This is a genomic window from Kutzneria sp. NPDC052558 (assembly GCF_044547355.1).
Taxonomy (GTDB): domain Bacteria; phylum Actinomycetota; class Actinomycetes; order Mycobacteriales; family Pseudonocardiaceae; genus Kutzneria.
The window spans coordinates 238,027-251,593 of sequence record NZ_JBIUAG010000006.1 but is presented as its reverse complement, the minus strand read 5'-3'; the positions used below and the strand labels follow the sequence as shown (position 1 = coordinate 251,593).

Here is a 13,567-nt window from a genome sequence, read left to right as displayed (position 1 = left end):
TCGAGGTGGTTCCTGGCGGCGCTGCGGGAACGCCCTCGTACCGGGTCGTATTCGGGCGTTTCCGCGGTGTCGTCAGGGGCCGCGTCGGCGCGGCTATCGCGGTCGTGATCCGCGGGACGCCCCCTAGTCCTCGTCGTCCTTGTCCTGCTTGGGCGCGGTCCGCTCGGCGCCCCGGCGGCGGAAGAACCCGAAGCCGGGGATGCCGACGATCGCCTGCCGCACGTCGCGGGTGACCTTGAGCAGCTCGGTCACGTCGGGGCCGACCCGGTCCAGGGTGCTGAGGATGGGCAGGATGTTGTCGGTGAGGTGCTCGGTCAGCCGGGGCAGCTCGTCGACCAGCCGGATGGCCGCGTCGACCTCCTCCTCGGACAGCTCGGTGACGAAGCGGCCGGCCAGCGGGGCGGCCCGCAGCGCGATGGGCTCGTAGACGCGGATGAGCTCGTTGGCGATGGCGGCGGTGTTCTCGGCCAGGGCCACCACGGCGGCGGCCTCGGTGCTGACCCGCGCGGCTCCGCCGACGACCTCGCCGGCCCGGCCGCTGACGTGCTCGGCGACGGCGACCACCCCGGCGGCCTGGCTGCCGACCTGCTCGGCCACCGCCACCACGCCCGCGGCCTGGCTGCTGATCTTGGCGACGTCCAGCACCAGCACGCCGGCCGAGTTCGCGACCGCCTCCACCTCGGCGACCAGCCGCTCGGCCCGGCTCACCACGTCGTTGATCCGCTCGACCAGCGACTCGGCCGCGCCGACCAGCCCGATCACCCGGGCCGGCAGCGACACGAGGGCGACGGTCGTGTCGATGGCGGCCACGGCGACCGCGCGGGCGAGACCGATGATCGGCAATGGCATACCGCCCACTCTGCCCTGGCTGAGGCCGGATTGGCGAGCCGACCGCGCCGGCAAACGTTTGCTGGGCGGGCAGCGCGTTGACACATGACGTTAGATCACGGACATGGGGCACACCACACTGACCGTGACCGAGCTCCGACTGCCCGCCGCCGGGCTCGGGCCCGAGAACCCGCTGCCGGTGCTGGGCGAAGGGCTGGAGAAGGTGCTGCCCTGCCTGCTCCAGGACGGCTACGGGCGGTCACTCTCGGCGACCGCGCTGCCGGCGGTGACGCTGGAGAACGACCACCTGCGGGCGACCGTGCTGCCCGGGCTGGGCGGCCGGCTGCACTCGCTGCTGCACAAGTCCTCGGGCCGGGACCTGCTGTTCCGCAACCCGGTGTTCCAGCCGGCCAACCTGGCCCTGCGCAACGCCTGGTTCGCCGGCGGCGTGGAGTGGAACCTCGGCAGCACCGGCCACACCACCATGACCTGCTCCCCGATGCACGCCGGCACGGTCGAGGGCCCGGACGGCTCGCCGGTGCTGCGGCTGTGGGAGTGGGAGCGGACCCGGAACCTGGTCTACCAGGTGGATCTGTGGCTGCCGCCCGGCTCCGAGTTCCTCTACGTCGGCGTGCGCATCCGGAACCCCTGGGAGCACGAGGTTCCGGCCTACTGGTGGTCGAACGCCGCGGTGCCCCGCACCGACGACACGCGGGTTCTCGTTCCGGCGGAACAGGGTTGGCACTACGGCTACACCCAGGAACTGTCCCGTTCGGACGCTTCGCTGGTCACGGTGGCCGATCGCGACGCCGCCGACATGTTCTACGACATCCCCGCCGGCCAGCAGCCGTGGATCGCGGCCGTCGACCCGTCCGGCTTCGGCCTCATGCAGACGTCCACGGATCGCCTGCGGGGCCGGAAGCTGTTCGTGTGGGGGACCGGGCCGGGCGGGCGGCGCTGGCAGTCGTGGCTGGCCCCGGGCACCGACGGCTACCTGGAGATCCAGGCCGGATTGGCGCCCACGCAGCTGGAGTACGTGCCGATGCCCGGCGGGGCGTCGTGGGACTGGCTGGAGGCCTACGGCCCGTACGGGGATTTCCCCGAGCTGCCAATCGATTCGTGGCGGACCGTGGCCGACGCCGAGCCGTCGCCGCTGTTCGCCGGCTCCGGCTGGGGCGCGCTGGAACTGGCCCGAACCGGCCTGGATCCGTTGCCCGGCACGCCTTTCGACTCCCTCGGCGACGAGCAGGCCCCGTGGCTGGCCTTGCTGGACGGCAAGATGCCGGTCTCGGACCCGCTGTCGCCGCCCGGATGCACTTTGGTGGCTTGGCTTTCGCTGCTGGAGGACGCCCCCGAGTCGTGGCTTTCCCTGTACCACTTGGGGGTTGCCCGCTGGTACCACGGCGACACGCTCGGCGCGGAGTCGGCGTGGGAGCAGTCGCTGGCCCTGGCCGAGTCGCCGTGGTCGTTGCGGGCCTTGGCTTTCGCCCGTCCGGACCGGGCCGCCGGGCTGCTGCTGCGGGCCATCGAGCTGGCTCCGTCGGTGCCGGGGCTGGCGGTCGAGACCCTGGAAGCGCTGCTGGCCGCCGGCTCGGCCGACGAGGCGGCGGCCGTGCTCGCCTCGCTGCCGGAATCCGTTGCCACGCTGGGGCGCCTGCGGCTCATGGACGCCCGGATCCGGCATGCCCGCGGCGACCTCGCCGGCGCTCGGGCCGTGTTCGACGAGGGCTTCGAGGTGGCGGATCTCCGTGAGGGCGAGGAGTCGCTGACCGATGTCTGGCGCCTGATCGCCGGCGACGAACCGGTCCCGCCCGCCTACGACTTCCGCATGGTCGCCGACTAGACCCCGGGGTCAGCGGCGGCCGGCTACCTGGGAGTACATGCGGGCGGGGTGGGCCGGGTCGAGGAAACCCGGCAGCGGCGGCAGGTCCCGCACGAAGGGGAGCAGCCGGTCGTACATGGCCGGGGCGTCGGCCGGCCGGTGCTCCGGGGCCTTGGCCAGCACGTCCTGGAGGAGCTGGCCCAGGGTCGCCGGCACCCCGGGCACGGCCGGCGGCAGCTCCTTGACCTGCCGGTCGAACACGGCGTACGCGGTGGGGCCGGTGAACAGCTGCCGGCCGGTCAGCATCTCGTGCAGCACGCAGCCCAGGGCGTAGAGGTCGCTGGACGGCCCGGCGGCCCCGCGCTGGATCTGCTCCGGGGCCATGTACGCCGGGGTGCCGAGGATCTGCCCGGCCCGGGTGAACTGGGCCAGGTCGGCCTCGCGCAGCAGGGCCAGCCCGAAGTCGAGGACCTTGACGCTGCCGTCGGGACACAGCATCAGGTTGGTGGGCTTGAGATCCCGGTGGTAGATGCCCAGGCTGTGCGCCGCCGCCAGCACCGAACAGGCTTGCGCGGCAATGGAAGCCGCCCACGCCACCGGCACCGGCCCGTGCTCGCTGACCAGATCGGCCACGGTCACGCCGTCGATGAACTGCATCACCTGGAACAACCGGTGCTCGTGCGCCCCGAAGTCGTACAGCACGGGCGCGCCCGGATGCTCCAGCCGGGCCAGGATCCGGGCCTCGCGGATGAACCGCTGCTCCAGCTCGTCGTCGGAACCGCCGGGCCAGTGCAGGAACTTCACCGCGACCCGGCGGTCGAGGTGCTTGTCGTATCCGGCGTGCACGGCGCCCATGCCGCCCCGGCTGAGCGGCAGGTCGTCGAGCTCGTACCGGTCGGCGATGAGCATCGACCCTCCCGCTAGCGTCCCGGTCGCAGGCTACCCTCGGCCAGCCCGTCCACGCCGAGCCGAACGACGGCGCCACCGAGCGTGGTCGCCTCCCGCAGGCGATCCTCGAACGCCAGCAGCCGCTCGAACGCCTCGCCGCACGCCCGCTGCTCGGCCAACGGCAGCCGGGGCACCTGGGTCCGCCGCACGTCCAGCCGGCTGGAGCCGGTCGTCGGCCGCGCGGTCGACGCCCGCAGCGCGCCGGCCAGGAACCAGGCGTCCAGCTGCTGGTCGTCGACGCGGTAGACGGTGAGATACGGCCCGAGCGCGGCGGCCTCGGTGGCGACCCGGGCCATGCCGGTCGGGGCGGCGACCACCTCGCCCGGCTCGACCAGCACCAGGTCGCCGGTGTCGGCGGCCCGCTCACTGGCCGGCCGGCCCTCGACCAGGTCGTCCATGGTGAGCACGGCGACGTCGTCGCCGGGCGCGAGCTTCACCGGCGCGTGCCGGACGCTGAGCGCCCCGGAGCGGGCCAGGTCGCCGACGGTGGTGGTCGGCGCGGACCGGTGCGCGGCCAGCACGACCAGGTCCGGCGGCGTCAGGTCGAGGCCGCGCAACCGCTCCACGGCGTCGGCGAACTGCCGGCCGATGTCCGGCCCCTGGGCCAGCTGCCGCCGCCGGGCCGGGCTGATGTCCACGTCGTCGTCGAGCAGGTCGATGATGCGCACCGCGTCCTCGGCCATCGGGTCCAGCCACGCGGTCGTCACGCCCTCGGTCCGGTCGGTGATCAGCACCGTCGACGGCGGCCGCAGGTCCGGCGTCGGCCGGCACAGCAGCCACAGGTCGGAGCCGGTCTCGGGCAGCGCGATCACGGCCCGCAGCGCGCCGGTGCGCAGCAGCTTGGCCCGGATCCGCCGGCCGGGCCGCCGGCTGGCCGCGGTCGGCGGCATCAGGATGGCGACCATGCCGCCAGGGTCGACGTGGGCCAGGCAGTGCTGCACCCAGGCCAGCTCCGGCTCGCCGCGCGGCGGCACGCCGTACTCCCAGCGGGCGTCGCCGACCAGCTCCTCGTGGCCCCAGGTGCGGTCATTGACCGGCGGGTCGCACAGCACGGCGTCGACGTGTCGGCCGGGGAAGCCGTCGTGCCGCAGCGAGTCGGCGGCGACCATGTCCACGTCGGTGTCGCGCAGGGCGAGCCGGCAGGCGGCGATCATCACGGCGGCGCGGTCGGTGTCCTGCACCAGAACCTGGTGCGCGGTGCTGGCCATCGGCAGGCTGCCGACGCCGCAGGCCGGGTCGAGCACGACGCCGCCGTCGGGGCAGGCCAGCTCGACCATCAGCTCGGCCACGGCCGGCGGGGTGACGGCCAGCCGCCGGGAGTGGGCGTCCAGGTAGCGGGCGACGATCAGCTCGAACGCCTCGGCGGCGCCGTGTTCGTCGGCCAGCTGGCGGAGCAGCTGCGCCAGCCGCTGGTCCTCGAGGCCGCTGCCGCCGGCCAGGAACAGCCCGGCGCGGGCGACCTCTTCGCCCAGTCGCAGGTCGTCGACACTGGAGCGCAGGGCCTGCCAGGCCCGCTCGGCGGTGGACAGCTCGAAGGCCTTGCCGTTGCGGCGCAGCCAGGCCTCGACCTCGGCGAGGGAGAACAGCGGGCTGGCGGCGCTGCCGCCGACCGGCTGGGGAAAGTCGTCGAACCGCCGCCGCCAGTTGCTGACGGCGGCGCGGCCCACATCGACCAGTCTGGCGATGTCGGCGGCACTGACGGTGGCGTCGTGGTTCACCGACCAAATGGTAGCAGCAGCTGTGCACAACCGTTTTGCTTGTGAACTCAGTTCACAAGTGGTTCACTGGTGCCATGGCGAACAGTTCCGAGCTTCGGTTGACCGCAGTGTCGCGCACCCACGCGGGGTGCCTGCGCGCCTACAACCAGGACGCCGTCCACGTGGGCGACTACGTGCTCGCCGTGGCCGACGGCATGGGCGGCCACGCGCACGGCGAAGTCGCCAGCTCGGTCGCGGTGACGGTACTCGCCGAACTCGACGCGGCCGTCGCCGCGGGGGAAGTCGCCGAAATCGACAAGTCCGCCGCACTCGGCTCGGTCGTCGGCGAAGTGCTCCGCCGCCTCGATGCCCTCGCCGCCCGCGACAGTGGAATGCACGGCATGGGCACCACCATCACCGCCCTGCTCTGGGACGGCGCCTCGCTGCTCGGCGTGCACATCGGCGACTCGCGGGCCTACCGCTGGCGCGCCGGCGTCATCGAGCAGCTCACCCAGGACCACACCCTCGTTCAGTCACTGCTGGACAGCGGCCGCGTCACCGAGGAGGAGGCCGCGGTGCATCCGCGGCGCAACCTCCTCGTGCGCGCCATCCAGACCGGCGGTCCCGCCGAGGGCGACCTGTTCGCCGACCCCGTCCAGCCCGGCGACCGCTACCTGCTCTGCTCCGACGGCCTCACCGCCGTGCTCACCGACGAGACCATCGCCGGCGTGCTCGCCGACCTCGCCGACCCGGACGCCGCCGTCGACCACCTCATCGACCTCTCACTGCGCGGCGGCGCCCCGGACAACGTGTCGGTGGTCCTGGCCGACGTGTCGCTCGCGGACCCGACCGCCGACTGAGATCCGGCCCCAGGAATCCGGCGGCCTGCGGATCCGGCCCCTCGCGGTCCGGTTGCCGGCCAGCTGGCGTTGTGGCCGGTGGCCGGGAAGGTTCTAGTCCGAAAATAAGACCCCAAACCGCCCTGCTGAGGCAGGTGGTGCTGGTGAGTCTGTTGGGACTCCCCATTTTCAGCCCGGAACGGGCCGGGCCCAGCCCGACCGCGGACTTTCCTGGGAATCCGGCTACCGAAAACACCGTCGGCGGCACTCTGGGTAGCGTATGCGGGGTGAGCTGGGGCAAGGGTGGCTCCCCCAGGAGGGTGACCTGGTGGGCCTGGTTGTGCTGGAGCGTGATCGCGGCCGAGGTGCTGGCCGGCGTCGTGCTGTGGTTCGCCGACGGGTGGACGTTCGACCAGGCGGTGGAGAACTTCCTGTTCACCGACAGCCTGCTGGCGATGACGTTCGCGCTGTGCGGGGTGCTGGTCGCCTGGCGGCGGTCGCGTAATCCGATCGGGTGGTTGTTGCTGTGCGGCGGGGCCGCCCACGGCACCACCGTGCTGCTGGTCGGGCTGCTCAGCTTCGGGCTGCGGCACGGCTGGTCGGAGCCCACGCTCGGGGTGATCGTCACCGCCGCGACGGCGTCCTGGCCGCTCGGGCTGCGGCTGTTCATCCCGTTCGCGCTGCTGCTGTTCCCGACCGGCACGCTGACCCGCCGGTTCCGGCCGGCGGCCGGGCTGACCGTGGTCATCGCCGTGCTGTTCGAGTGGTGGAGCCTGATCACCACCTCGCCGTACTCGGTCGGCGGCCCGGCCCCGTACACCGGCGCGTTCGCGATTCCGGCGCTGGAGCCGATCCGCCCGCAGCTGGACCTGGCCGCCATCGTCGTGCCGATGCTGATCGACGTGGTCGTGCTGGCGGTCCGGTACCGGGACGGCGACGAACGGCAGCGGCGGCAGATGCTGTGGCTGATGCTGGCCGTGCTGGTCGCGGTGCCGTGGGCGCCATTCGGCATCAGCGCCACCGCGCTGCAGATCCTGATCTTCCTCCAGCCGGTCGCCATGGCCATCGGTCTGCTGCGGCCCCAGCTGTTCGACATCAAACTGGTCGTCACCCGGACTCTGCTGTACCTGCTGCTGTCGGCGGCCGTCGTGCTGCTCTACAGCGGCGTGGTGGTGGTGTTCGACCTGGCGCTCAAGAGCAGCATCGGGGACCTGGGCGCGCCCCTGATCGCATTGGGCGTGGCCATCGCCTTCCAGCCCGGCCGGGCGTGGCTGCAACGCGGCATCGACCGCCTCTTCTACGGCGATCGCGGCGATCCCGTGCGGGCGTTGCGAAATCTCGGCGATCGCCTGCGCCACGGCCCCGGTTCGCTCGACGACCTACTCACCGCCGTGCGGGATTCGCTGCGGCTGCCGTACGCCGCGTTCCGACTGGACGGGCGAGAAACCGCGACATCTGGTCAGCCGACCGCGTCGGTCGAGACCTTGCCGCTGTTGAACTCCGACAATGGCGATGTGGAACTGGTGGTCGGCGTGCGGCCGGGACAGGGGCGACTGAACCCCGAGGACATGCGTGTGCTCGGCGTCCTCGTCGCGCCCTTGGCCGTCGCCGTTCGCGCCACTGTGCTGTCGGCCGAACTTCAGGCGTCGCGACAACGTCTCGTGTCCGCGCGCGAGGAGGAACGCCGCCGGCTACGGCGGGATCTGCATGACGGGCTCGGCCCCACCCTCAGCGGCCTGGCCTTCACCACCGACGCCGCCCGCAATCTCGTCACCGCCGAGAAACGGGCCGGGGCGCTGGAACTGCTCGGCCAGCTCCGGGAGCACACCAACTTGGCCATCAGCGAGATCCGCCGCCTCGTGGAAGGCCTGCGCCCGCCGGCGATCGACGAGCTCGGCCTCGTGAATGCCTTGCGGCAGCAGGCCGATCGGCTCAGCTTCCGGGCCGGCGGCGATCCGCTGCGCATCGTCATCGACGCCCCGAGCGAGCCGCTGGAGCTGCCCGCCGCCGTCGAGGTCGCCGCGTACCGGATCGTCGTCGAGGCTTTGACCAACGCCGCCCGGCACTCCGCCGCCGACGAGGCCCGGGTGGCCATCTCCGTGTCCGACGAGCTGCTGATCGAGGTCACCGACAACGGCGGATCCTCTTCCACTGCTTGGCAACCCGGCGTCGGCACCGCGTCCATGTCCGAACGCGCCGCCGAGGTCGACGGCTGGTGCCGCAGCGGGCCCGGACCCGGCGGCGGCCGCGTCAGCGCCGCCCTCCCGCTCGGCCTCGGGGGCGGGGGACTCAGCCGGTCGGGCTGACCGGCCCCGCGAACTCCGCGTGCGAGATCGACTTGCGCGCCTTGAACTCCATACGGATCCACTCCAAGGAAAGGACACCCCCCACACTGCACAGCCTGCCCCGACCGGCGTCCCGGCCCCAGGGTGCAGGCCCCCAGACCGGCCGGGAAGTTCGTCCCGGATGGACCGGAATCGTTCGCGATGAGGCGATAGGAGCTGAGCAGGTGTCCGATCCCGAGATCACTGTCGTGCTGGCCGACGACCATCCCGTTGTGCGCAGCGGACTTCGGGCGCTGCTCACGTCCACTCCCGGCATCACGGTCGTGGCCGAGGCCGTCAACGGCCGCGAGGCCATCCAGGCCGTCGCCGCGCTGCGGCCCACCGTGCTGCTCGCCGACATCCAGATGCCCGAACTCGACGGCATCGACGCCACCCGCGCCGTCGTCGCCGTCGCCCCCGGGACCGCCGTGCTCATGCTGACCATGTTCGAGGACGACGAGTCCGTCTTCGCCGCCGTCCGGGCCGGGGCCCGTGGCTACATTCTCAAAGGCGCCGACCAGGAGGAGATCCTCCGCGCCGTCCGCTGCGTCGCCGAGGGCGGCGTCATCTTCGGCCCCCGCATCGCCCGCCGCGTCGACTCCCTGCTCAGCAGCGGCCCCGGCGCGCCCAACCTGCCCTTCCCCCAACTCACCGAGCGGGAGCGCGAGGTCCTCGGCCTCATCGCCACCGGCCTGGCCAACCCCCAGATCTGCGAGAAACTCCACCTCGCCCCCAAGACCGTCGGCAACCACATCTCCTCGATCTTCGCCAAGCTCCAAGTCGCCGACCGCGCCCAGGCCATCGTCCGCGCCCGAGACGCCGGCCTGGGACGGTGATGGCCGGGGCATTGATGGCTGGGGAGCTGGGGGCCGAGACGGTGAGAGCCGGGGTGTCGGGGGCCGGGGTGTTTGGCCGGTCCGGCTTGCTCAGCGCGGGGTGATGTCGGCCCTCCTTCCCACCTGCTGCCTGGTGACGTGTGAGCGTCTGCGGTGGGGGTGGGACGGGAGAGTCGGCGGGCGCGCCGCGAGGCAATGGGGGAGAAGTCCATTGCCGGCTGGCACCGAAAGACTGGCTCGACTCGTTGGCGCGAACAATCCCGGTCCGGCAGCGCTCCGGCCAGACCATCCCTCGCGCAACCCCGATGCCGGCTCAGCCCCGATGCCCGCCCGGCCTCATTGCCCGCCCAGTCCCATTGCCCGCCCAGTCCCATTGCCCGCCCAGCCCCATTGCCCGCCCAGTCCCATTGCCCGCCCAACCCAGGGGGCTTCCCCCGCTGCCATTCTACCGCCCAATGTCCGAAGTGGATCTTGGAGCGGCTTGGCCTGTGGATAGAGGGGGTGACGGGATGTGGCCTGTGGACAACTCCCGGGAGCCAGGGCCAAGTGGGCCACTCAGGTGGGGAGCCGGAGTCAGATGGGGACTGGAGTCGGGTGGGGGCTGGAGTCAGTTGGGGGCTGGAGTCGGGTTGGGGCCGGAGTCAGTTGGGGGCTGGAGTCAGGTGAGGAGCCGGAGTCGGGTGGGGAGCCGGAGTCAGGTGGGCGACCTGCCCGGGGCGGTCAGGGCCCAGAGCGGCCGTGCGTGGGGAAGGCGGCGGCGCGGGAGGCGGGCAGGGGAAGGGGCGTGGCGGGGGAAGCGTTCGCCGGACGGGGGGTAGTCGAGCACGGCGTTCTCGGTGGGGATCTCGCCCCGTGCGGAGACCGGCCGGTGCTACTCGAGGACGGCTCGGAGGAGGGAGTCAGGATCCGTCATGGGGCCACCTTTCGGCGGCGTTCATGAGGCCGATCATGCCGGACACCAGTCGCATCTGGTCGACGGTGCGGATGTCGGCCTCCACGAGCCGGGGCGAGCAGACGAGGACGGCGACGGCCTGGGCGCGGGAGAGGGCGACGTTCAAGCGGTTGCGGGACAACAGGAAGTCCAGGCCCCGGGGGAGGTCGACGGCGGAGGAGGAGGTCATGGTGGTGATGACGACGGGAGCCTCCTGCCCCTGGAAGCGGTCGACGGTGCCGACGCGGACGCCGGGGAAGCCGGCGACCTCCAGGGCGCGGGTGACGACCCGGGCCTGGAGGTTGTAGGGGGCGACGACGAGGATGTCCTCGTCGCCAAGGGGACGGACGTCGCCGTCTGTCCACTTGCGACCGTGAAGGGAGCGAACGATGTCGACGACGACGGCGGCTTCCTCGACGGAGCGGGTGGTGTTGCCGCGATGGTCGACGGAGGCGAGATACAGGCCGGCGTCGATGCCGTCGATGGAGCGCTCGGCGGCGGAGGGGTGGGCGTGCAGGAGGCCGGCGTAGGACAGCCGCGACACGGGATCGCAGACGGCGGGGTGCATCCGGCGCGACTGGTCGAGGAAATAGCCCAGCGAAGGGGGAATCACGTCGTTGTCGCCGATGAGGTGCCCGAGCGCCGAAGCCTCGGCGCCGGCGGGATGGGTGCCCTGAACCACTTGCGGCAGCTGCTGGGGATCGCCGAGCAGCACGAGGTTGCGCGCGCACATGGAGACGGCGAGGGCGTCGGCGAGGGCGAACTGGCCGGCTTCGTCGATCACCAGCACGTCGAACGGCTCGGCCCGCATGGCGGCGTTGGCGAAGGTCCACGCGGTGCCGCCGACCAGATGCCCGTCGGTGTGCTCGGCCCGCCACCGCGCCAGCCCGTTGTTGTCCTTGGGCTGCTCCCAAGGCACATCCTTCTCGGGCGCCTTCTTGGGGCGCTTGGCGGCCGGCAGCGTGGGGGCGGAGGACTTGGCTGCCCGCAGGACATTCTCGACGGCCTTGTGACTGGTCGAGGTGACGGCGACGGTGCGGCCGGAGCCGACCAGGTGCGCGATGAGCTTGCCGGCCAAGTAGGTCTTGCCGGCTCCGGGCGGGCCCTGGACGGCCAACGTGGAGCCGTCGAGCAGGTCGACGGTCTCGATCACGGTGCGCACGAGGTCATCGCCGTGCGCCGGCAAAGGCCGGCCGTCACGGAGGCGAGGGGGAGTGCGGCGCAGCAGGTCGATGCCGGGATGCCTTGGCAGGTTAGGCAAAGCGTCCACGGCCAGCTGCGCGAGGTCGGCGACGGCCTCGTCCTTGGGCTGCGGCCGCACGGGCGATCCGGGCAGCACGGCGTTGGGACGGCCGGTGTCGGTGTCGTCGGGCTTGGCGCTCTCGATGAGCGTCAGCTCCTCGGCCGTGGCGGCGGTGACGATGGCGTCCCGCGTGGAATCCCCGTAGCGCAAGCGAACCTGGTCGCCGAAGGCATAGGGATGCGGCCGATCCGGATCGCAGACCAGGGTCAGGACCCGCTTGGCCAGCTTGACCCGGCCGGCGGGCGGCTGCCACGGCTCGGCCCGCACGGAGACCGGCACGGCGCAGGTGGTGTCAACCTCCAAATCGGACAGTGGGGCGGCCACCTGGCGGAAGAACTCCCACCACGCGGGATTGGTCTCCCGGCGGTGGTAGCCGACCGACGCGGCCAGCAGGGCGCGGGCCTTCTCGCCGTCGGTGGCGTCCACGGGATTGTCGGGCAGGCCCGCCAGCAGCGGGTCGACCAGGGCGGCCAGCCGGGCGGCGCGTTCGGCCCGGCGCTCGGCGGCGACGAGGTCCTCGGTCTGCGTGACGAGATCGTCCTCAATGGACTCGGGTTCGAGCTCGATCCCGGCTTCTTCCCGAACCCGGTGCAGGAAAAGGAAGAGCTCGCGGGTGGACACGCAGTCGTACTCGTTGTAGTCGCTGATGCCCTGGAGGACCTCGGCGGCACGCGGGTCGCAGAGTTGGTGCAGCGTCAGGTATTCCTCGTACGCCTCGATGCTGGACACGGCGGTCTTCACGTCGCCGTCGCGCGCGGCCGGCATGTACAGCGGCTCCAGGCACTTGATGGAGTACGACCGCTGCGACACCCGCAAAGCCTTGCGCACCACGGCATACAGGTCGATCAGCTTGCGGCCGCGGAGCAGGTCGTCGACGGCCTCCTCGCGGGTGCCGTGCACCGCGGCGAGCCGCTTCAACGCCGTCACCTCGTACGGCGCGTAGTGATACACGTGAGCGTCGGGATACTCGGCCAACCGGGCGGTGGCGAAGTCGACGAACTGCTCGAACGCGACCTTCTCGGCGGCCCGGGAGTGGGCCCAGAACGGCGTGAACCCGTCGGTCGTCACGGCGCCGAACAGGTACTCCAGCCCGGCGCCGGCCAGCGCGAACGGGTCGCCCTCCATGTCGAAGAACACGTCGCCGGGACTGGGCGCCGGCAGCGTGGCCAGCTCGGCGCCGTCCACCACCTCGTAGCTGATCTTCCCGGTGGCGTCCTGCCGCACCTGGATCGCCGCCTGCGCCCGCAAAGCGGTGAACGTGGTGGCGGACAGGTCGCGCGGGCGGTCGTCCGGCTCGGCCACGGCCAGCGCGTCGATGGTGCCCAGCCCGGCCTCGACCAGCTTGCGCCGCTGGTCGGCCCGCATGCCGGCGACCAGCGACAGGTCCCGGTCGGCTTCCCGACCGGACTCGCAGGTGCTCAGGAACCTGCAGGTGGCACAGGCCGGCCGGGCGTCGTCCCACAGCCGGGCCGGCAGCGCCGGCGCGCGCACGGAAAGCTTGGCCCGCAAGCGATCCAGCAGCGGCACGAAGTCGTCCACCCGCAGCGCCACGTCGCTGCCGTCGCCGAGCAGCAGGTGCATGTGCGGGCCGGTGGGAAACCCGGTGCGGCGCAAGGCATCCGCGTAGGCGGTGAGCTGGAGCACGGCCGCCGGCCGGGCATGCCGGGCCAACTTGGTGTCGTACGCCTCGTAGCGACCGTCGGCGTCGGCGATGAGGAAGTCCGCGCGCCCGGTCAGATCGCCGTCCCGGAACACCGCCTGGTAGATCACCGGCGTGCCGGCGCGCAGCGCGGCGAGGGTGGCGGCCACCGGGTCGTCGCCGGAGATCTCGACCACCTCGTGGGAGGCGCGCAGCCGCTCCAGCACCGCCAGCTCGTGGGCCTGCCCGTGCTTGACGGCCAGCTGGTCGCCGCCGGGATCGGGGCGCGGCGCGCCGGGCAGCCCGGCGGCCACCGCCTGGTCGAGCACGCTCCGGTGCTCGCACTCAAGCAGGTCGGCCAGGTCCGTTGGGGTGAACATCGCCGGGCCAGTCTCGCACA

At 72.4% G+C, this 13,567-nt stretch carries 8 protein-coding genes; 4 read left to right on the top strand and 4 right to left on the bottom strand.

What is annotated here, in order from left to right; translation table 11 throughout:
- Positions 1–123: 123 nt before the first annotated feature.
- Positions 124–849, bottom strand: a complete 726-nt coding sequence (locus tag ACIG5F_RS13460; protein WP_396517922.1) for a hypothetical protein — start codon at positions 847–849, stop codon at positions 124–126.
- Between the two features lie 103 nt (positions 850–952).
- Between ACIG5F_RS13460 and ACIG5F_RS13455 the strand changes: the two genes are divergently transcribed.
- Positions 953–2,671, top strand: a complete 1,719-nt coding sequence (locus ACIG5F_RS13455) for a DUF5107 domain-containing protein (protein ID WP_396517921.1) — start codon at positions 953–955, stop codon at positions 2,669–2,671.
- A gap of 9 nt (positions 2,672–2,680) precedes the next feature.
- On the opposite strand, the gene ACIG5F_RS13450 is transcribed toward ACIG5F_RS13455, so the two are convergent.
- Together ACIG5F_RS13450 and ACIG5F_RS13445 are read right to left on the bottom strand one after the other, a co-directional pair.
- Complete coding sequence (locus ACIG5F_RS13450) at positions 2,681–3,559, bottom strand: serine/threonine-protein kinase (protein WP_396517920.1); 879 nt, start codon at positions 3,557–3,559, stop codon at positions 2,681–2,683.
- Positions 3,560–3,570: 11 nt separating this feature from the next.
- The gene (locus tag ACIG5F_RS13445) at positions 3,571–5,316 is read right to left on the bottom strand and encodes an N-6 DNA methylase (RefSeq protein ID WP_396517919.1); all 1,746 of its coding nucleotides are present in this window, start codon (positions 5,314–5,316) and stop codon (positions 3,571–3,573) included.
- A 74-nt stretch (positions 5,317–5,390) separates the two neighbouring features.
- On the opposite strand from ACIG5F_RS13445, the gene ACIG5F_RS13440 reads away from it, so the two are divergent.
- The 3 genes from ACIG5F_RS13440 (at position 5,391) to ACIG5F_RS13430 (ending at position 9,294) form a co-directional block, all read left to right on the top strand.
- A complete protein-coding gene (locus tag ACIG5F_RS13440) occupies positions 5,391–6,155 on the top strand; it encodes a PP2C family protein-serine/threonine phosphatase (RefSeq protein ID WP_396517918.1) in 765 nt (254 codons plus the stop codon).
- A gap of 266 nt (positions 6,156–6,421) precedes the next feature.
- Positions 6,422–8,440: a histidine kinase gene (locus ACIG5F_RS13435; protein WP_396517917.1), complete on the top strand. Its 2,019-nt coding sequence runs from the start codon at positions 6,422–6,424 to the stop codon at positions 8,438–8,440.
- Positions 8,441–8,643: 203 nt separating this feature from the next.
- Entirely contained in the window at positions 8,644–9,294 is a 651-nt protein-coding gene (locus tag ACIG5F_RS13430) for a response regulator (RefSeq protein ID WP_396517916.1), read from the top strand.
- An 899-nt stretch (positions 9,295–10,193) separates the two neighbouring features.
- Here ACIG5F_RS13430 and ACIG5F_RS13425 read toward each other — a convergent pair.
- Positions 10,194–13,547 carry a TM0106 family RecB-like putative nuclease gene (locus ACIG5F_RS13425; protein ID WP_396517915.1) on the bottom strand — a complete coding sequence of 1,118 codons (3,354 nt, stop codon included), beginning with the start codon at positions 13,545–13,547 and terminating at the stop codon, positions 10,194–10,196.
- Positions 13,548–13,567: the final 20 nt, after the last annotated feature.

Bases quoted from the DNA above. Each gene is read 5' to 3' on its own strand.
- ACIG5F_RS13460 (WP_396517922.1), bottom strand. From the start codon at position 849: ATGCCATTGCCGATCATCGGTCTCGCCCGCGCGGTCGCCGTGGCCGCC.
- ACIG5F_RS13450 (WP_396517920.1), bottom strand. From the start codon at position 3,559: ATGCTCATCGCCGACCGGTACGAGCTCGACGACCTGCCGCTCAGCCGG.
- ACIG5F_RS13440 (WP_396517918.1), top strand. From the start codon at position 5,391: ATGGCGAACAGTTCCGAGCTTCGGTTGACCGCAGTGTCGCGCACCCAC.
- ACIG5F_RS13455 (WP_396517921.1), top strand. From the start codon at position 953: ATGGGGCACACCACACTGACCGTGACCGAGCTCCGACTGCCCGCCGCC.
- ACIG5F_RS13425 (WP_396517915.1), bottom strand. From the start codon at position 13,547: ATGTTCACCCCAACGGACCTGGCCGACCTGCTTGAGTGCGAGCACCGG.